The 17,736-nt window shown below is 69.6% G+C and carries 27 protein-coding genes; 2 read left to right on the top strand and 25 right to left on the bottom strand.

All coding sequences use genetic code 11. The features are described from left to right. The 10 genes from ACM9LD_RS23100 to ACM9LD_RS23055 form a co-directional block, all read right to left on the bottom strand. Positions 1 to 417, bottom strand: a complete 417-nt coding sequence (locus ACM9LD_RS23100) for a hypothetical protein (RefSeq protein WP_415678861.1) — start codon at positions 415 to 417, stop codon at positions 1 to 3. Continuing rightward, complete coding sequence (locus tag ACM9LD_RS23095) at positions 417 to 1,328, bottom strand: major capsid protein (RefSeq protein WP_415678860.1); 912 nt, start codon at positions 1,326 to 1,328, stop codon at positions 417 to 419. The genes ACM9LD_RS23100 and ACM9LD_RS23095 overlap by 1 nt, the downstream gene beginning before the upstream one ends. A 17-nt stretch (positions 1,329 to 1,345) precedes the next feature. After that, entirely contained in the window at positions 1,346 to 1,720 is a 375-nt protein-coding gene (locus tag ACM9LD_RS23090) for a DUF2190 domain-containing protein (protein ID WP_415678859.1), read from the bottom strand. Positions 1,721 to 1,722: 2 nt separating this feature from the next. Further along, on the bottom strand, positions 1,723 to 2,961 hold the full coding sequence (locus ACM9LD_RS23085; protein WP_415678858.1) for a head maturation protease, ClpP-related: 1,239 nt from the start codon (positions 2,959 to 2,961) through the stop codon (positions 1,723 to 1,725). Next, the gene (locus ACM9LD_RS23080; RefSeq protein ID WP_415678857.1) at positions 2,958 to 4,253 is read right to left on the bottom strand and encodes a phage portal protein family protein; all 1,296 of its coding nucleotides are present in this window, start codon (positions 4,251 to 4,253) and stop codon (positions 2,958 to 2,960) included. Before ACM9LD_RS23080 ends, ACM9LD_RS23085 begins: the two co-directional genes overlap by 4 nt. Before the next feature lie 11 nt (positions 4,254 to 4,264). Beyond that, complete coding sequence (locus ACM9LD_RS23075) at positions 4,265 to 5,800, bottom strand: hypothetical protein (protein ID WP_415678856.1); 1,536 nt, start codon at positions 5,798 to 5,800, stop codon at positions 4,265 to 4,267. Continuing rightward, a complete protein-coding gene (locus tag ACM9LD_RS23070; RefSeq protein WP_415678855.1) occupies positions 5,784 to 6,143 on the bottom strand; it encodes a hypothetical protein in 360 nt (119 codons plus the stop codon). Before ACM9LD_RS23070 ends, ACM9LD_RS23075 begins: the two co-directional genes overlap by 17 nt. Positions 6,144 to 6,355: 212 nt before the next feature. Beyond that, entirely contained in the window at positions 6,356 to 6,631 is a 276-nt protein-coding gene (locus ACM9LD_RS23065) for a hypothetical protein (RefSeq protein ID WP_415678854.1), read from the bottom strand. An 11-nt stretch (positions 6,632 to 6,642) separates the two neighbouring features. Further along, on the bottom strand, positions 6,643 to 6,981 hold the full coding sequence (locus ACM9LD_RS23060; RefSeq protein WP_415678853.1) for a hypothetical protein: 339 nt from the start codon (positions 6,979 to 6,981) through the stop codon (positions 6,643 to 6,645). Continuing rightward, positions 6,978 to 7,172 carry a hypothetical protein gene (locus tag ACM9LD_RS23055; protein WP_415678852.1) on the bottom strand — a complete coding sequence of 65 codons (195 nt, stop codon included), beginning with the start codon at positions 7,170 to 7,172 and terminating at the stop codon, positions 6,978 to 6,980. The genes ACM9LD_RS23060 and ACM9LD_RS23055 overlap by 4 nt, the downstream gene beginning before the upstream one ends. A gap of 386 nt (positions 7,173 to 7,558) precedes the next feature. Between ACM9LD_RS23055 and ACM9LD_RS23050 the strand changes: the two genes are divergently transcribed. After that, positions 7,559 to 8,209, top strand: a complete 651-nt coding sequence (locus ACM9LD_RS23050; RefSeq protein ID WP_415678851.1) for a hypothetical protein — start codon at positions 7,559 to 7,561, stop codon at positions 8,207 to 8,209. Beyond that, the gene (locus ACM9LD_RS23045; RefSeq protein WP_415678850.1) at positions 8,206 to 8,649 is read left to right on the top strand and encodes a hypothetical protein; all 444 of its coding nucleotides are present in this window, start codon (positions 8,206 to 8,208) and stop codon (positions 8,647 to 8,649) included. Before ACM9LD_RS23050 ends, ACM9LD_RS23045 begins: the two co-directional genes overlap by 4 nt. Positions 8,650 to 8,658: 9 nt before the next feature. On the opposite strand, the gene ACM9LD_RS23040 is transcribed toward ACM9LD_RS23045, so the two are convergent. From ACM9LD_RS23040 to ssb, 15 genes are all read right to left on the bottom strand, one after another. Then, positions 8,659 to 9,330, bottom strand: coding sequence for a DUF7341 domain-containing protein (locus ACM9LD_RS23040; protein ID WP_415678849.1), 672 nt, complete (start codon positions 9,328 to 9,330; stop codon positions 8,659 to 8,661). Positions 9,331 to 9,333: 3 nt separating this feature from the next. Next, positions 9,334 to 10,194 carry an NUMOD4 domain-containing protein gene (locus ACM9LD_RS23035; protein WP_415678848.1) on the bottom strand — a complete coding sequence of 287 codons (861 nt, stop codon included), beginning with the start codon at positions 10,192 to 10,194 and terminating at the stop codon, positions 9,334 to 9,336. Next, complete coding sequence (locus ACM9LD_RS23030; RefSeq protein WP_415678847.1) at positions 10,191 to 10,718, bottom strand: exonuclease domain-containing protein; 528 nt, start codon at positions 10,716 to 10,718, stop codon at positions 10,191 to 10,193. Before ACM9LD_RS23030 ends, ACM9LD_RS23035 begins: the two co-directional genes overlap by 4 nt. Next, positions 10,715 to 10,906, bottom strand: a complete 192-nt coding sequence (locus ACM9LD_RS23025; RefSeq protein WP_415678846.1) for a hypothetical protein — start codon at positions 10,904 to 10,906, stop codon at positions 10,715 to 10,717. Before ACM9LD_RS23025 ends, ACM9LD_RS23030 begins: the two co-directional genes overlap by 4 nt. A 55-nt stretch (positions 10,907 to 10,961) precedes the next feature. Continuing rightward, positions 10,962 to 11,255, bottom strand: a complete 294-nt coding sequence (locus ACM9LD_RS23020) for a hypothetical protein (RefSeq protein WP_415678845.1) — start codon at positions 11,253 to 11,255, stop codon at positions 10,962 to 10,964. Further along, positions 11,252 to 12,082 carry a hypothetical protein gene (locus ACM9LD_RS23015; RefSeq protein ID WP_415678844.1) on the bottom strand — a complete coding sequence of 277 codons (831 nt, stop codon included), beginning with the start codon at positions 12,080 to 12,082 and terminating at the stop codon, positions 11,252 to 11,254. The genes ACM9LD_RS23020 and ACM9LD_RS23015 overlap by 4 nt, the downstream gene beginning before the upstream one ends. Positions 12,083 to 12,237: 155 nt before the next feature. Continuing rightward, positions 12,238 to 12,639 (bottom strand): hypothetical protein, encoded by a 402-nt coding sequence (locus ACM9LD_RS23010; protein WP_415678843.1) that lies wholly within the window; start codon positions 12,637 to 12,639, stop codon positions 12,238 to 12,240. Continuing rightward, positions 12,636 to 12,827: a hypothetical protein gene (locus ACM9LD_RS23005; protein ID WP_415678842.1), complete on the bottom strand. Its 192-nt coding sequence runs from the start codon at positions 12,825 to 12,827 to the stop codon at positions 12,636 to 12,638. Before ACM9LD_RS23005 ends, ACM9LD_RS23010 begins: the two co-directional genes overlap by 4 nt. Then, entirely contained in the window at positions 12,824 to 13,675 is an 852-nt protein-coding gene (locus ACM9LD_RS23000) for a hypothetical protein (protein ID WP_415678841.1), read from the bottom strand. Before ACM9LD_RS23000 ends, ACM9LD_RS23005 begins: the two co-directional genes overlap by 4 nt. Continuing rightward, on the bottom strand, positions 13,672 to 14,004 hold the full coding sequence (locus ACM9LD_RS22995; RefSeq protein ID WP_415678840.1) for a hypothetical protein: 333 nt from the start codon (positions 14,002 to 14,004) through the stop codon (positions 13,672 to 13,674). Before ACM9LD_RS22995 ends, ACM9LD_RS23000 begins: the two co-directional genes overlap by 4 nt. 62 nt (positions 14,005 to 14,066) lie before the next feature. Continuing rightward, positions 14,067 to 14,849, bottom strand: a complete 783-nt coding sequence (locus tag ACM9LD_RS22990; protein ID WP_415678839.1) for a hypothetical protein — start codon at positions 14,847 to 14,849, stop codon at positions 14,067 to 14,069. Next, the gene (locus ACM9LD_RS22985; RefSeq protein WP_415678838.1) at positions 14,846 to 15,295 is read right to left on the bottom strand and encodes an HNH endonuclease; all 450 of its coding nucleotides are present in this window, start codon (positions 15,293 to 15,295) and stop codon (positions 14,846 to 14,848) included. Before ACM9LD_RS22985 ends, ACM9LD_RS22990 begins: the two co-directional genes overlap by 4 nt. Beyond that, positions 15,292 to 17,055, bottom strand: coding sequence for a DNA cytosine methyltransferase (locus ACM9LD_RS22980; protein WP_415678837.1), 1,764 nt, complete (start codon positions 17,053 to 17,055; stop codon positions 15,292 to 15,294). Before ACM9LD_RS22980 ends, ACM9LD_RS22985 begins: the two co-directional genes overlap by 4 nt. Further along, a complete protein-coding gene (locus ACM9LD_RS22975) occupies positions 17,052 to 17,270 on the bottom strand; it encodes a hypothetical protein (protein ID WP_415678836.1) in 219 nt (72 codons plus the stop codon). Before ACM9LD_RS22975 ends, ACM9LD_RS22980 begins: the two co-directional genes overlap by 4 nt. Continuing rightward, on the bottom strand, positions 17,270 to 17,725 hold the full coding sequence (gene ssb / locus ACM9LD_RS22970) for a single-stranded DNA-binding protein (RefSeq protein WP_415678835.1): 456 nt from the start codon (positions 17,723 to 17,725) through the stop codon (positions 17,270 to 17,272). The genes ACM9LD_RS22975 and ssb overlap by 1 nt, the downstream gene beginning before the upstream one ends. Between the last annotated feature and the right edge of the window lie 11 nt (positions 17,726 to 17,736).

Below are 17,736 nucleotides of genomic sequence, written 5' to 3'. Positions count from 1 at the left end.
TCAGCCCACCAGCTCGCGCAGCTCGTCACGGTTGAGCTGCGCGGCCTCGTCGACGGTGACGATGCCCTTGGCGACCGCGTAGTCGCGCCACACCTCGGTCTTGGCGGTCCCCTTCGGCTTCTCGACCTCGTCGGCCGTGGGGGTGTCCGCACCGTCGGGCTGCGACTCGTCGCCCTGGTCATCGGCACCGGTGTCATCCGAGCCGTCGCCCTGGTCGCCGTCCGTACCGTCGGCCTGGTCCTGGTCGTCCTGGTCGTCGGCCGGAGCCTCATCGACCTCGGCGAGGGCGCCCGCAGCGATACCGCGGGCCGCCTCCGCCTCGTCGACGTCGACCACATCGCCGAAGAACCGACGACGGCGCAGCCCCTCGCCGTCGAGGATCTCCCACGTGGCGACGACCACCTTGTGCGCAGCCATCAGCCCGCCAGCCCCGTGACCTTCTTGATGCTGTACGGGTTGGTGACGCCCATGATCGGCATCACCGACGACTGCACCCAGTTCCGCTTCGTCTTCTGCTCGCGCCAGGTCTCGGTGCCGAGCCCCTGCTCGTAGTCGAGGAAGCCGACCTGGTTGCGCGCCACCGCGTACGCGGTGCCGGCCGTGACGCGGTTCGACGCGAAGATCTCGATCTGCGCGGCGGCGAGCGCCGCGGCGTACTCCTCGCCGTAGGCGATCCGCAGGTTGTGCTGCTCCTGCGGGTTGACGATCCACAGGTCGTAGACGACGCCGAGCTCCTGCACGTCGGCGGTCAGCTGCACCGCAGCGAAATCCGCGAACGGGCGGGCGTTGTTCGGCGTGGGCGACGTACCCGACAGGGTGACGTTCGACCAGTCGTGACCGGGCACCACGCCCGCGCCGCCGAGGCCCGCGATCGCGTTCTCGAGGGTCGCCACCGCCCGCTGGTTGACCTTGCGCACGATGGTGTTCGCGAGCTGGGTGGTCTGGCGGTCGAAGTACACGCGGTCGTTGCGACGCACGGCCTCGTCCGTGACGAAGAACTTGCCGCCCCAGTCCTCGGACGTCGCGACCTTCGGCTCGAGCCGATCGCTCCCGACGAGCGGGTACTCGGCGCCGGGGGCGCGTTCCTCGACGTCGCGGTTCGTGTACAGCTCGTTGGTGGTGGCCTGGTCGTACAGCACCGCGCCCGACGCGACGCTCACGCCCGAGGACGCGAAGATCTTGTCGACGATGAACTTCTGCAGCGTCAGGTCGGCGATGCGGCGCGTGATCCGCTGCGGCTGCGCGAGCGCCATGTCGACCGTGAGCTTGTTGTCCTGGATGGTCGGCGCGCCCAGCGGGTACGCGACCGGGGAGGGAGTCGTTGCCATGATGCGTTCCTCGCTTCTCAGTACAGGCTGATCTCGGCGTCGCCGCCGGACGTCGCTGCGGTGACGGCGTAGCCGACGGCCACGCCCGAGGCCTTGGTGATGGCGACGCCGTTGGCGCCGACCTCCACCTCAGCGAAGGCGGCGATGTTGCCGCCCGCGGTCACGAACGTCACGCGGTCCTTGCCGCGCTTGACGTTCACCAGCGCGCCCGAAGCCGTGTCACGGCCGGAGACGCCGCAGACACGGCCGCCCGCGTCGGCGTGCGCGACGGCGACGTTGCCGCCGGCCCGGTTGCCGCTGATCTTGAGGAACCGCTTGCCGGTGACGGCTGCAGAGCAGCGGCCGGAGATGTCCTGGCCGGGCTCGTAGACGCCGATGTTCTCGTTCGCCATGGTCACGCCTCCTTCGCGCGGGGGCTGTCGAACCAGCCCAGGTCTTCGGTGCTGGCCTGCGCCTGCACGCTGTGCCCGATCTCGGCCACGGGGATGAGGCCCTTCTCGAGCGAGTTGAGGGTCGCGGTCGCGCCCTCACGGTCCGCGTCCAGCGCCTTGAGCCAGTGCTCGGCGCGGGCCGGCGGGATGCGGCCGTCGTCGATCGCGGCCTGCACGAGCCGGTTGTCGGCCTCGCGGATCTGGTGGGCGCGCGCGGCGCGGCCCTCCTCGGCCGCGGCGACGGTGGATTCCCACTGCGCGCGGTCGACGACCACGGTGCCGGGGTCGACGGTGGCGGCGGCCGGCGCCGCCTCCTGCTCGCCCGGGGTGGTCAGCTCGTCCAGCGCCTGATCCAGCGCCGTCAGTACCGCCTCGTCATCGGCGTCGGCGGGGATGCCGAGGCGCTCGACGAGGCCTTCCTTAAGAGTGGGCATGGTGCCCTCCTTCCTCTCGTTCTCCGCCGCCTCGGCGGAAGCCTTCGGGATGAACGGCGCGGGCGCGGCGGCCCGGCCGTCGTAGCGCGCCACGGCGCGGCGCTGCTCGCTCGCCGCCGCAGCCTGGGTGTCGGCGACGGGGTTGCCGACACGGTCGGCGAGCCCGGCCTCGACGGCCTCGTCTGCGCTGTACCAGGTCTCGGCGTGCATCGCGGCCCGCCACTCGTCGGCGGTGCCGCCGGCGCGGTCGGCGTAGACGGTGGCGAGGTTGTCGCTCACCTTGTTCAGCCACACCGCGTACTCGGCCATCTCGGGGCCGGTGCCGAGGCAGGCGCCGCGGGCGTCGTGAATCATCAGCTCGGCGTTGCGGCAGATGACGACCTCGTCGCCGGCCATCGCGATGATCGACGCCGCCGACGCGGCGAGGCCCTCGACGACGGTGACGATGCGGGCGCGGTGCGAGCGGAGCGCGTTGGTGATCGCGAGGGCGTCGTAGACGTCGCCGCCGGGGCTGTTGATCCGCACGGTGATCTCGTCGACGTCGAGCGCGACGAGATCGCGGACGAAGTCCCGGGCGGCGATGCCGCCCCACCACGGGTCGGGGTCGATCGAGTCGTACACGAACACCTCGGCCGTGGTCGCGGTGTCCGGGTCGGGCTCGGCGAAGGCCTCGATGCGGTACGGGCTCGGGCCGGTCGGCCGCGGGCCGCGCTGCGCCGCAGGACGTGGCTGCCGCTCGCGCAGTAGCGCGCTCAGGTCGATGGTCATGCGAGAGCTCCTTCGCTCGAGGCCGCGGGAACGGCGGGGGCCGGGGTGTCCGGGGTGCGCGCGGGCAGGCCGAGGCGCTGCCGAAGGTCCTGCTCGACGAGGACGTCCGGCGAGAGGAGCCCCGCCTCGACGAGCATCTTGAGCGCGGCGGCCACCGGGGCCTGCTGAGATCCGATCTCGTCGAAGATCAGCCGGGGCGCGGGCTCGTCCGGCCCCCAGTTGACGTCGACAAGGTCCTCGATGACGTGCGCGTTCGCGGTGTCGCGGACGGACTCGGCGAACGTCTGCACGCTCTGCGTGAAGGTGTCGGCCTGCACGTTGGCGAGGGCGTAAGAGCCTCCGCCGTCGAGGTTCAGGAAGTGAGCGAGCCCGGCGAGCGCGATCGCCTTGTCGTGGTAGGAGATCGCCTGCTGGATGTCCGGCAGGTTGCCCTGGACACCGAGCAGCTTGAGGTCGGTGCCACCCGGCAGGCCGACGCCTGCGGTCTCGCCGCCGCGGTACGACTGCGCGATCTCCGCCATCCGGTCCACGAGCTTCTGGTCGGCGTTGTCCGGGGTGGTGCCGACGGGGACGCCGATGCCGTTGCGGCGGATCGCCACGGCCTGCAGGCGGATCAGCTCGTCCTTGAGCAGCCAGTGCTTGTAGCTCGGGCGGAGCAGGCTCTTCCCGATCCACATGCCCGGCGCCATGTCCCGCGTGTACACCACCAGGTGCGAGACGGGGATCTCGATCGGCTCGAAGCCGTGCCGCCCGTACGTGATCAGCTCCGGCGGCTGCTGCTCGATCGACACGAGACCACCGTCGGCGGCGACGTTCCACTTCGAGATCGTCGACTGCGGGCGCGGCGCGAGCTTCCGCAGCACGAGCCGGTCGCCCTCGCGGCGGTACAGCTGCTCGAACACGCTGTGCCCGAACTGCAGGACGTCGAGCGCCCACGCGAGGTGCTGCGGCCACGAGAACCGGTCACGGGTGCGCGCCGCGTCGGGCAGGTCCCCGGCGCCCTGGATGGGCAGCCCGAGATTCCGCGCGACGAACTCGGTCACTTCGTCCGATGCGCCGGCCTGCGCGATGCGCCACGGGGTGCGGCGGATCGGCAGCCCGATCGCGGCAAGCAGCGACGACACGCGGGAGTCCTCGGACTCCATCCGCGAGAACACTTCGACGGACTGCGGCCACTGCAGCGACGGGACCTTCTCGTTCTGGTTCCACTGCGACAGTTCGCTATCGCGGGTGACGTACCCCTTCTCGCTGGTCGAGGGCATGGGCGAGGAGGTCGGATCGGGCTTGGTCACGCGGCCTCCTCTCAGAACGCCATGGTCAGTAGGTCGAGCTCGCGGACGGCCGGCGCCGGACGGTGCTCCTCGGCGGCCGTCGAGGGCAGGGCCTGCACGGCCTGCTGCTCGGGGGTGCCGATGATCCCGCCGTAGGCGAGCGCGGCGGCGATGAGCACCGGGGTGTCCATGTCCCGCTCGAAGACGAAGTCGCCTTGCGGCAGCATCCGTTTCGCGGCGGCGGCCCACGCGGTTTCGGTCTCCTCCTGCCCCGGGTGGGCGAGGAGCCCGTCGACCGCGTCGTCGAGGAAGCCGCCGGTCCACGCGGCCATCTGCGGCGTGCTGGCGACGTCCGGTTCGATGCCGACGGCCTGCAGGCGGGGCACGATCACCTTCGCGAGGCTGCGGCCGTCGACGAGGATCTTGTCGGGGTCCCACGACTGCACGATCGCCTCGAGGAACTTGACGACGGTGTCGTGCCGCGCGACGCGCCAGAACCCGACCTCGATGAACACGCGGCCCGTGCTGGTGCGCTGCGCGGCGACGACCGCCCAGTGCCGGCGGTCCGGGGCGAGGTCGAGGCCGATCGCGCGCGGCCCCACCAGGGTGGGGTTCTGGTCGGTCATGTCGTGCCACCGCTCCGTGTCGAGCAGATCCTCGCGTTCCTCGTCGGCAGCGGGCCAGATGCCGCGGCCGAGCGCCTCGACGCCGTAGGACCGGCGGGCCGCCGCAGTGCGCGCCTTGCGGATCGCGTTGAGGATCTTCGTCTTCGTCTGGATCATCCCGAAGGACGGGTTCGCGATCTGTGCTGTTTCGACTTCGTCCCAGGCTGGTCCCTCGGGGGCCATGTGCTCGCGGAAGTACAGGCCCTCGCCGCGCTCGAGGCCGCGGCGCCGCTGGCCGGCGAGGACGCGGCAGTTGATGTGCTGCTCCTCGTTGGCCGCCGAGCTCGCGTAGATCGTCTGCGGGTTGCGCGAGGCCATCTGCGTCCACTCGAGGCCCGACGTCTCGGCCTCGGTGAGGTTGTACGCCTCGTCGTAGATGATCAGGTCGACCTTGTCGAGGCCGCGGCCGCTGTCCGACGAGCGGGTGATGAACGTGATCTGCGCGCCGTTCTTGAGCTCGATGTACGCCGACCCGGGGGCCTTCGTGTTCTCGACGACCTCGGCGCGCAGGTCCGGCCGGGACTTGATCAGCCCCGAGAGCCGCTTGTACGTGTTCAAGCTGGTGGCCCACCGTTGCGAGGAGAAGATGATCTTCTCGCCGAGCTTGTACAGGCCGAACAGGACCCGGAGGATCAGGATCTCGGTCTTCCCGTTCTGCCGCGGCACGAGCAGCAGCACGTCGGGGTGCGTCCAGAGGCCGTCGATGCCGACGCGCATCATGCCGCACACGCAGTCGGCCTGCCACGGGAACGGCTTCATGCGGACGTTCTGGCCGAGGCGCACCGCGCGCCGGCCGAGCGTGTCGTCGCCGTCGAACATCGACAGGTGCTCGGGCTCCTGCCGGCCGGTCAGCCGAGGGAAGTCCTCGAGCGTCGGCATCGCGAGGTCAGACGTCGAGATCACTCGGGGCCGCCGGGCCGGTCGTCGGGGCGTCGTCGGTCTGCTTCGCGATCTCCGCGAGGAGCGCCTTGAGGGCGGCGCCCTGCTGGCGGGCCTCGGCGAGCACCTGCGAGAACTCCACCCTCACGTGGATCGTCTGCACGCGGTCGTCGATCGCGCGGTCGAGGACGCGGAACCGCATGAGGTCGAGGACGCCCTTGCCGTGGATGACGTTGTCGAGCTCGTCGAGCCGGTCGACGGTGCGCGACGCCTCGAGGATCAGCGCGAGGCGCGCCTCGGGGGTCGAATCGTCGGTCAGGGCGTCCCACAGGCGCCGGCCGGGGTCGTTGAGGCCGTTCGCGTCCACGGATCCACCCCCTGACCAGCAAAAAATAAAAATGATGACTACCGCCGGCAGTCAGGCCTCCCACCCCCTTCGAGATTGCAAGGGGGTGGGGTTGATTGGGGCGTTTCCGCAGGTCAGAGGCTTGCTTAGCGGGGCGTATGGTCGGTGTCGGCGAGTCTGTGACCTGCGGTTATGCGTCCGCAACAGGATCCGAGGGGTGCGTGTGGGCCGGGTCAGTCGAGCGGGATGCGCTTGAACTCGACCTCGGTGAGCGCCTTGTCGCCCGCCTCGTTGAACCGGACGTGGCCGTCGGGGCCGATCTGCCAGACCTGCACGAGCAGCTCGCGACCGTTGCGCCATACGCGGCCGTCAGGGACGCGGAGCATCCCAGGCTGGGCGGGCACGCGCAGGTCGGGCTGGCGCATGAGAACCGCGGTGACCGCGTCGTACTGCGGGTGGTCGCGGGTGATGCGCTCGCCGATCAGCGGGTTGTCGAGGCTGGCGGTCATGGTTGCTCCGTTCACCAGGGCCAGGCCATGACGCGGACGTCGTCGGTGCTGGGCTCGGTTGGCTGGGTGCCGGCGAGGGCGGGCCGCATGTGGTCGCGGCTGCCGTCCTGGCGTTGCCGGTTGCAGGTCATGTGCAGGAGGCGGTCGGCGTGCTGGCCGCCGTTGGCTCGCGAGAGCGTGTGGTCTGCCTCGAGGACTGCGTTGTCGAAGTTCTGGTCGGCGTCGCGGTGCATCGGGCCGCCGCACCACCAGCACGGTGAGCCGTCGACGTGGGCGGCGATGAGCCGCTTGCGGATCTGCTGGTGCTGCCAACCCAGCCCGCGGGCGGTGGTGGTCTTGGTGCGGGTCATGTGAGCTTGGAGCGGACGATGTGGTCGCGCATGTAGCCCTGCGAGTCGACCTCGGCGCGGTGGAGCTGGGAGCGGATCGTCTTGCACGGGATGAGGATGGCGTCGTGGATGGCTTCGATGGGCCAGCCGTTCCTGCTCATCCTCACCGCTGCGGTGGGCTCATGCCATTCACCGTCGTGCTTGGTGCTCATGATGCGACCTGCACTTTCCAGAGTGCCACCAGCAGGAATGCCGCACCGCTACTCGTGGGTAGGTGCGGCCTGGTGTGATCCCCCGACGGGTGCAGCGCCCCGAGCCCCGAGCGCAACCCGGCCCGGAGTAGGGCGGTCGGGGTGCTGTGATTGCGGAGGGCCATCGGTGGGGTGCTTGGCCGTGATGAGCGGTACGACACCCGCCGGGGATCATGCTGGCCCGTGCGCTGGCTGGCGGCTGTCGGGGCAGCGTCCGCCGAGGGAGACGATGCCCGGGGCGGAAGACACGAATGCGGCCAGGTTTTGAAGACACCTGTGCCGCACCTCAGATACTACCTGATCGAATCCATCCCCGCGCCGCGACATGGCGAACTAGCCTGCTTCTCGTGGTTGAGCAGAAGCCATATGCAGTGCGCCGGTGGCTGCCGGGGGTGCTGATCGCCTTGGCGATCATCGTGGTCGAGCTGATCGTGTTCCGCGCGACCCCAGCGGTCATGGCCTCGATCCCCGCCGCTGTGGGCAGATTCGTCATCTCGCCCGGTTTCGGTGGTGCGATGGCCCTCGCGGCGGCTGCAGTCGCGTACCGCGGTGTCGTGCGGAAGGTGGAGTCGGACGAGAAGGAGGCCCGCGCGGCGCGACGAAGCGCGAGCCGCATCGCAGCAAAGAGCCTCACGCAGTCGACCCGGATCTCGAGCAAGGCGCGCACCCACGAAGCCGAGCTAGCCAAACAGGCCCGCATCCACGCTGCGGAACTCGCCGCCAAAGCGCATGGGTATGCCGCGGAACTGGCCGCCAAGTCACACCAGAACGCTCTCGAGGCAGCTCGCGTTGCGCATGAAGCGACCATGGAACGCCAACGGCTCGAAGCTGAGAACGATCGGTGGTGGCAGATCGTCGATTGGCTGACGAGCGGCGCTTTCGAGGGGCTCGAAGTAGACTGGATTGAGTTTCTCGCCGATACGAGCAAGACCCGCGACCAGGACCGAGTTATCGAGTCCCTGATCGCAATGGTCGAGGAGCGAAGGAGAGCGAAATGACTCAAGACGAAGGCCGTCGGCGCCCCGCCGGTGATGGCAAGACGACGAGGGTCGAGAGTGCGAAGGACGAGGCTCGTGAGGGTCCCTGGGCGAACGTTTACTTCGTAAACGAGGCTGCAGATTTCGGTCCCATACACAAGTATCTCCCGGGTCTCGATCTACCTCCGGTATTCGGTGCCGAGAGCCGTCACATCGAGGTCAAGATCACTGGCGATCCCCCACGGATCGTCGATCCTCGCAAGGTGATTCCGGTTTACTCCGGACCAGTAGACGACATAGTGCCGAAGGTGTCCGCCCCTCAGATGGGTGCGGATGACGCCTTCTCGGAGGACGAGAAGGCTGATGACGCCTTCTCTGAGGACGAGAAGGCTAGAATCCGGGTCGTCCGTCGGCGGATCGGGAAGCGTCGGGCCGGTCGCAAGGGCGGCCTAGGCGCCTAGGGGCGCGTGCTACTCCAGGACCCCGGCAGGTAGGGCGCAGCCGATGGTGCGGGCGAGGTGCGTGAAGTAGTCCGGGGTCCACGTGTAGTGGCAGCACAAGCAGGTGCAGCCGTCCGAGCTCACCTGCAGGGCGGCGGAGCGCACCGTCTCCCCCGCGCTGTCCCGGCGGTACGCGATGGACTCCCCGCACGCGGGGCACGGTGCGGCGAGGTCGATCCGCGGCGGCGGGTCGAGGAGGTCGTCGATCTGCTTCGCCCACCGTTCGAGCGCGCGGGCCGCGACCGTGAGGTCGGTGGTGTTCGCCGGCGCCCAGGGTCTGGCTTCGAGGAGGCGGAGGCGGCGGACGGCCTCCGGGGTCGGTGCGTGGGTGAGGTCGCCGTCGAACGGGCCCGGGTCGGGCTGCCACGCGGTGACGGTGGTGTCGATGTCGCGGAGGACGTCGACGGCGTCCGCCCACACGGCGGGGAGGCTGCGGTGGGTGTTGCCGTTGCCGCTCCCCTGCTGGCCGGCGAGGTGAGCGCGGAGCTGCTGGTATCGGCAGTCCTGCTCGTGGATGCGGTTGGTGCCGTCGTCGAGGGTGAAGTTCTGGAAGCGGGCGCCGATGAGGTCGTGGATGGCGTCGCGGAACTGGTGCAGGCGCTGCCGGAACTCCTGCTCGGGGATCTCGTGGGGTGCGGTCACAATTCAGCTCGCCTTCTCGGTGTTGTGGGTCCAGCGGATGACCAGCCATGCGGCGGCGGGTTCACCCTTGCGTGCCGGGTGCTGGGTGGGTCCGATCTCCGTCATGAAGCCGGGGCTGTCGTCGTGGACGACGGGGTGCTTGGGGCCGCGGGCGCCGGCGGTGTTGCGGCCGCGGTGGGCGTGGAGGGCGTCCTGCGCTGCTTTCCAGATGCCGGCGCTCGCGAGGTTCCGCGGGTCCCACGCGTAGCGGTCCTCGGCGGGCCGGTAGTGGTATTCGATCGTCAGGTGGTCGAGGCCGGTGGGGATGTGGGCGGCGCGGGCCCGCCAGGCGACGGAGTGCCGGATGGTGTGGGTGTCGCGGGCGCGGGCGAAGTGGTTCGGGCGGCCGTTCGGGGACATCATCGGCAGGCCGGTGAGGTCGATGATGGCTTCGGTCGGTGGCGTGGGCGCCGGTTTCAGCGGGCGGGGTGCGCGGACGGCGGCGGGTCGCTTCGTGGCCGCGGCCCGGATCTTCGGGGTCTTCGGCTTCGGGGGCTTCGGGCCCGCCCACTCGAGGTTCGCGAGGCGGACGTCCGTGCGGTCGCCGTTGATCACCCTCGGTCGTGCACCCTGCGGGGCGGGGCCGGCGTGCGCCTCGAGGACCAGCGCGGCGATGCGCCGGTTCGTCGGCCGCCCGGCGGAGTCCCGGCGGATCGACACGTACGGGGAACCGTTCGCAGTCATGAGGCGGGCGATCGGCTTCCCCTCGATGGTGCGGGGAATGCCGTTGCTCGCGGTCACCGTGTGCGTGACGGAGCGGACGTTGCCGAGGTCGGACACCTCGTAGCGGGTGGAGTCGGGGATCAGCGCCCAGGACTCGGTCATCGCTCCTCCTTGGTTGTCAGGTGCTTCCAGATCGCCGCGGCCGCCTCGGCATCGGCGAGCGCGCGGTGCGCGTCACGGTTCGGGGACAACCCCAGCTCAGCCAGGCAGTCGTTCAGGCCGCCGACGTTGCGCCTGAGGTGCCCCGCGGTCATGGACTCGACGCAGCGCAGGCGGTGATGCCACGGGGCGATCCCCAGGAAGTTGGTCAGGAACGCGGCGTCGAACCACGGGCAGGCGCCGACGAAAATCGCCTTCTCGTCCGTCCCGCCCGTGAACATCGACACAAGGTTGGATCGGACCTTGGCGTTGTCGATCGGGGCGAGGTCCGCGAACACCTCGTCGTGCTGGGCGCGGAACTTCTCGGGCAGCCGCTCTGCCAGGCTGCGGTCGTGCTCGACGAACGTCTGGTACACCAGGGTGTTTCCGTCCGGGAACAGCCGAATCGCGGCGACTTCCCAGATCTGGTCGACGTTCAGGTGTAGCCCGGTGGTCTCGACGTCGACTACGACGACGGGTGCGGTCACGGTCGGTCCTCCTCGGGGTATGGGTGGCATTGGAAGCAGCGGAAGATGTCCCCGATGTGGGAGACGCCGTCCGGCCAGATCAGGTGGCGCGGGACCTTCCACGCGGACATCTGCATGCAGGTGTCGCACCAGTCGGGTTCGGGTGTGCCGGCGGTGAGCTTCACCTCGACGGCGGGGATCTCGGCCATCACCGCTCCCCCTCGATGACCACACCGGCCACCAACGTCCACCCACGCGCCCCAGTCACGACGCACCCAACAACGGCTCGGCGTCATGAAAGGTGATGGTCTCCACCCGACCATCCCGATACCGGACCGTCGCCACATCCCCATCGGTGTGAACGTCATGGCTGGCATCGCGGAGACCTGCCAGACGGACGCGGCGGACATCCTGGGCGGTGTAGTCGTCCCAGCGGGTCGTCATGATGCTGGCGCAGCGCTGCCGTCCGTCGCTGATCGGTGGGTGGACGATGACGTTGCGAATCCAGGCAGTAGCGCCGGGTGTGGGTCCGGGTGCGCGGCGGAGGTAGGCGGTCACGACGACACCTCAGGCAGCCACAGGACGATTGCGGGGAGGTACCGCGCGACGTGCTGGGAAGTCCGCTCCACGCCGCCTGCTGGTATCCACCAACTGCCGCTCGGCTGCTTGTCCCAGTAGGCACCGGTCTTCTCGCGGATGTGGGCGCCTGCGGGCAGCGCATCCAGCTCCTCGGCGGTCTCCACCCGGCGGGACACCGTCGGGATCGGGTGCTCCTGGGTCACATGCTCGTAGGCGGCATCCTCGACAACCGACTCCAAGCCGCTCGTAGTCCAGTCGCATTCCCAACAGCGCGCCTCATGCCATCCCGCACGGGCTGACGTGACCGCAGCGACATCTACCAGCGCGGCGACGTGTCGGTCGATCGTGATCCGGTTCGTCCTCACGAGCCGTTCGATCGTGGCGTTCGCCTCAGCCAGGGCGGCCTCAGCGCGATCAGCCCGCGCCCGCTGCGCACTGCACGAGCACGGCGTCACGGCGGCGAACGCTGCGAGACGCGCATTCTCGCGAGCCTCACCGTCCCGCCAGTCCCGCAGCTTCTGCGCCTCGTGGGCCAGCTCAGCGCGGGACAGCGTCAGCTCTGCCGCCTCCGTGCGCATGGCGTCGAGCGCGTCCCGCAGGCGGCGCACCAGATCCGGGGCTGAGGCGATGAACAGCGCGTCGGCTCGGTTCTCCACATCCACCGCGATGTAGTCGATGATGCTGTCGTCGGTTGAGGCGATGTCGGTGCCGAGGTGGTGCGGGCGTTCGGCTTCCCACGGTCCGGGTGTGATGCCGTCGAGGGCTGCGTTGGCTTCGCGGATGAGGTCGGTCGGTTCACTCGCCATCGCGGGACACCTCCGCCGGGGCAGCGAACGTGAGGTGGCACGCCTGATGCTGCATGTCTTGGAACGCGGCCCCCTCAGGCTGGTGTGTCCAGCCTGGCCGCCCGGCCCAGTCGTTGATCGGAACGATCCGTGCACCGCAGTGCTTGCAGGTGGTGTCAGCCACGGTCGCTCACCGCCTCCGCTGCCTTCGCGGCGGCCAGGAGCGCGGCAGCGAAGTCCCGTGTCCACGAGGGCGTCACCGGCTCCTCAGGCTCGCCATGCACCGACCAACCGACCTCGCCGTATCGCGGGTAGGTGCGGACCGTCGTGCTGTCGCTGAACGGCCAGAAGGTGACCGTCTCGCCCTCGTCGTCCTCTGTCTGCGGCTCGGGCAGGGAGATGACGGCGAGGTCGTCGGAGGAGGCGATCACGGCAGCGACGTGGCGGTCGTGCTGCCCTCGGGGATCCCGCATTCCCGGATCGGCTCTCCATTCGCACAGGCAGTCGCGTCCGCAGGGCACGGGCGACCAGCGGTGCTTCGCCAGCGTGGCGGCGAGACGGTCCTCGACGGCGCTCACGAGGCACGCTCCTGATCGGCCAATTCCAGGTCGTCGCCAACCTGTAGGTCGAACTCCATGAGTCCGGCATCGCTCCATACGACCTCGTAGAGATAGGAATTGATCACCTTGGTGATCAACCCGACCACCTTGTCCCCGTCAAAGCGGTTGGTCACTCGGTCGCCTAGCTTGAACTTCTGAGCACTCACTGTCCCGTCTCCTGACGCTCGGCACGGCCCGCACGGACACCGGCGAGGATCAGCCGCAGCGACGCATCACGACCCGCGGCGGTGAACTCGTCGTCCGGGTACTCCTCCGCGAGGATCTCCTCGGCCCGCTTGCGGTCGGAGGCGTCCTGCTCGGCCTCGGCGCGCTCACGGTCCAGGCGATCGGCGCGGGAGTGCAGACTCGTCGCGAGCGCCCGGACCTGCTCGGCGATCACGTCGTCGTCCTCGCCGATGTAGCAGCTCATGACGAACTTTACGACCTGCCGCAGGTGTTCGGGGTTGCCCGGGTCCAGCGGGGCGGGAGCGGCAGACCGAGCGTCAGCCAGGGCAGCGGTCAACTCGGCACGCTCAACAGCGAGCGCCGACACGTACGCGTCGATAGCCGCCTTGGCATCACGCTCAGCGCACTCCCGGTCGAAGTCCGCGCCTCGATGCCAGCCAGTCCACGCAGCGATGAAATCCTCACGGTCCTCAGCCGACACCCGGTTGCCGCCAGCCCAGTGCGCCAGGAACGTTTCTGCTTCCCCGGCACGTTCCGCGTCCGTGACGGCACGCGCTCCCGGGGCGATCGGGGCGGGAGCAGCGCCGTCCGGCACCACATCCTCGCCGCGCTCGTCGTAGTGGTAGCCCACCGCCGGGATGAGGCGGACCAGGCCCGCGGCCTCGGCCTCCTCCTGCGAGCGGACGCGGTAGCCGACCGAGTGCCCGACTATGAACTGCGCCCAGGGGTGGTCGTACGGACCGCCGGGGCGCCGCACCCACGTTCCGCCGTCGGGGTCGGTGCCACGCCAACCCGGCAGAGCGTCGGCAGCGGGGTTCGGGGCAGTCATGCCGCACCCGCCTCGTCCGCTGGGACAGAAACCGCGATCCCCGCCCCCTGAGCGGCTCGCAGAGCATCCAGAATGAACCCGTCGGGCATCCGGTCACCCTCACGACGCACGAAGCCCACAGGGCGCGTCACACGCTCCCGGAACTCTCGGCCCGTCACGCCCCACGACTCCGACCGCTCCACATGCTCACCGAGCAGCACCGCCACCCAGCCGACGTCGGACGCGAACACCGCCACCTGCTCGACCCGGTCATGCCCGAACGTCGTGCCGTTCACCTCCACCGGCCTCGGCAGCGTGTAAACGTATGTCTGTCTGGTCATTTCGACCACCTCCGATCCTTCGATTCTACCGGCGTAGACGCCGCCACCTGTTGTCCGAGAACACATTTCGATCACGATTCCTGCGCCGGTCTCAGATGCGAGCACCGGCGGACCGGCTCCACACCCAGCACGTACCCCGTGTCGTCGCACAGGCCGCACGCATCGATCGCCTCACGCCGAGACCTGCGCTGCGCCACCTCGTCCGCCTTGCCGCGATCCGGCGCCGACTCGCACCACTCCCGCACCTGACGGCACCCGCGGCAATTCGGGCCCATCTCCGCCGCCGGCACCGACAGGTGCCGCGGGCAGCGAGGGTTCGACGGATCGAGATTCCCCGGCGGGGCGGCGGCTTCGCGCGCGTTACCGGACGTAACCGCCCCTCCCCCCGTAACCCCAGAAGAAGAAGGGCCGGGTCGGGTCGGGTCGGGTCGGGTCGGGGGTAGCGAACTCACACCGTCTGTCACGTCATCGGTCACGCGCGACACGCTCTGTGACTCACCACGTGACGAACCCTGTGTGTCACTGCGCTTTTCCTCGCGACGTGCACGCGAACGACGCTGCCGCTCACGCGACTCGTCACGCCGCCGCTTCACAACAGCGCTGGTCTCCTGATACTCCGACCAGTCGTGGAACACCCACCCGTCGGACGTCTCGTCCCACAGGCCGGCGGCCACCAGCTCGTCCGCCGCCTCGACGGTGCCGAGCATCCGCAGCAGGGTCCGCGCCACTGCACCGTCGGTCAGGTGCTGGCAGCTGTACGAGCCCGCGCGCGCCCACAGCGCCACCGCGCCGTCGGAGAGCATCGCGACCTTCGGGTGCGACCAGAACCCGTCGTCGATCTTGAACCAGGTCAAGGTCTTCTCCCCTCGATTCGTCGCTTCGCGCCGCTGTCCGCCAGCTGCACCCACCCGACGGCCGTCCACACCGGCACCTCGTCCGGCCCGTCCGGTGACAGCCGAGAGATCAGCCAGCCCTTCCGCTCCGATTCCGCACGCGACCCACGCACCCGGCCCAGCTGCGGGTGCTCCACCGACCGGCCCTCGACCACGTCGTGGCAGCACGAGCACAGGGCGAGGCCGTTCGCCGCCCGGTTCGTGCTCGGGTCGCTGGTGCCGCCCATGCCCCGCGGCCGCCTGTGGTGGATCTGCGCCACCGGCAGGACGCCGCACAGTTCGCACACGCCACCCGCACGCGCGTCGATGAGGTCTCGCACCGGCCGCGGGAAGCCCTCGGGCCGGCGCGGGGAACGCGCGCTCGTCGGCTTCGTCAGGCGGTCCGGCCGCGGCTTGATCTGGCTCATGCCGCACCCACCAGGTCCCGGCCGTGCAGCGCCGCATACAGCCGCCCGCCGATCCACTCGCCCACCGGCGGACTGACCGCGTTGCCGTAGCCGTCGACCTGGTCTCGGTCAGAGCCCCACACCTCGAAGGTGCCCTTATGGTCGCCGAAGTCGGGATCGAAACCGCAGCCGCGGCCGACCTCGTGCGGTCCGAGCATCCGGAAGTAGCAGTCGTCCAACTCCACCTCGGCGAGGGACTGCCGGTACTGCGCGAGCAGCATCCCCGTCGTGTCTCGCGACGTGAGCGTCCCGAACGGATCAGTGACCGGGTGCGGCGCCGTAGCGTCGGCACCCGACCCGTTCTGCTTGAACCAGCCAGCCGCCGTCAGCAGGCCAGGGATCTGCTCGCTCGTGACCGTCGGCATCGCCTCCGCGTGCACCGTCGGAATCGTGTTCCGGCGGAACGGAATGATCCCCGAGGACAGCAGAGCCATCGTCTCCGAGCCGCCCTGTGTCGGCAGTGGCTCGTCCACGCCGCGGGGCGCGCCCTGGTAGTTCGTGATCGCCATCGCTACAGGCGGAGTCACCAGACCGACCGCGTTGGTCGCGGTCTGCGCCCACAGTGGCTCTGTCAGATCGCGCGAGCGGCATTCCGATCCGGGCCGCTCGTACGTGTTGCCCGCGGCGACCATGATCGCCCCTGTCGACAGGATCGCCGTCTCCTGCTGGCTGGTCTGCGTCGCCATCGGCTCCCACGGGTGCTTCTCAGCGCCGCGGATCGCCTTCGCCGGCATCAGCACCGCCGGGAAGTCCCCGAACCGCGAGTGGCAGCGCCCGGCCCGCGCGTACGTCGTGTCCTTCAGTTTCCGTAGGCCCGCGGCCTCGCGGTCACGGATGCGGGTGCCGAGGTTCGTGAAGTCGATCGCGGTGAGCGACGGCGTCGCAGGCGGCAGGACCGCACGCCGACACCGCGGGCAGCGGTACTCGTACTGCTTGCCGTACCTGACCGATCCCGTCGGCGGCACACCGGTCTTCCATGACCACACCGCCTCAACGGCGTCGTCGCACGCGTGGCACCACGACAGTGGGCAGTGATCGAGGTCCGGCGCCGGGACCTCGACCAGCCAGAACACGATGTACAGGCGGTCCCGGGACTGCGGCACCTTGAAGAACATGCTGTTGAGGCGCAGCACCTTGTACCGGTAGCCGCGGTTCTCGAACTGCTTCAGCCACCACCGGTACGTGGTGCCGTCGCCGACCTTCTTCTTCCCCGGCACCGCCGGGCCCCACGACACGAGCTCGGTGGTGCACTCGACGAGGATCATCAGCGGACGGTGACGCTCCGCGTAGTGCAGCACGCAGTTCGCGGTCGCGCGGTCCTTCTCGCTCTTGGTGACCCGCTCCTCGTAGTCGGGGTCGTCCATGTCGAACAGGGACGCTCCGGTGGCGTACGCCTTCTTCGTGTTGGCCTGGCTGTGGTTCACGCACGAGACACCGGCCACGAGAAGATCGGCGCGTGGAAGGTCGCGAACGTCGTGGTAGTCCGCGGACTCGTCGTCGACGAGATCCGCGACCCAGTGCTCGGCCTCGGGGTGGTTCCGCTCGTGGACCTGCACCTTGTAGCGGTTGTGGTTCGCGGCCATGATGACCTCGAACCCGGCGCGCTTGATGCCCTGTGTGAGTCCACCGAATCCGGAGAACAGGTCGAGCGCGGTGAGCTCGTCGTGCCGGTACTTGCGCTGCTTGGTGGCCGGACGGTGCTCTGCGACTGCGGTGGTCATGCCGCCACCTCCCCGCCGAGCTGCAGCGCCGAGTCCGGCACCAATGCCCGCACCTCGTGCACGCCGGCCGCCGACTCGATCGACGACATCACGCACTCCACCTGTCCGGCCGGGGCCGCGACGTCGAGGTCCGCGTGCACCGTCAGGCCGGCGACGAACATTCCGTGTCTGGTGCGCACCGGTCTGGTGAGCACGCACTCCATGAGCCTCGCCATCAGAACGGCGGCTCGTCGGAACCGAACGATCCGCCCGCGGGCGCCGAGCCCCACGGATCGTCCTGCTGCTGCGACGGCCGCTGGTACTGCCCGCCGCTCCCCTGCTGCTCGCGCGGCTTGAACCGGTCCAACGGCAGCGCCACCTGCGAGACGTTCTTGATCTCGTACGCGGTCCGCTTCTCCCCGTTGTGCTCGTACTCCCGCTGCCGCAGCGCGCCGGTCACGGTGACCTTCGTGCCCTTCCCGATCTTCTCGGCGCAAGCCTCCGCGAGGTAGTCCCACACCTCGACGCGGAGGAACGTCACGCCGTCCTTGATCCACTCGTTGGTCTGACGGTCACGGTGGCCGTAGTCGTCGGCGACGGTGAACGTGGCCACAGCCTTTCCGGTGCTGGCCACGAAGCGAAGCTCGGCCGGGGCAGTCGCGCGGCCCTCGATGGTGATGGTGTTCGTCATGTCGTTCTCCT

The organism is Tsukamurella hominis, from assembly GCF_965137015.1.
GTDB classification, from domain to species: Bacteria; Actinomycetota; Actinomycetes; order Mycobacteriales; family Mycobacteriaceae; genus Tsukamurella; species Tsukamurella hominis.
Note: the sequence above shows the minus strand (reverse complement) of the source record. Positions and strands in the feature narration are given on the sequence as shown.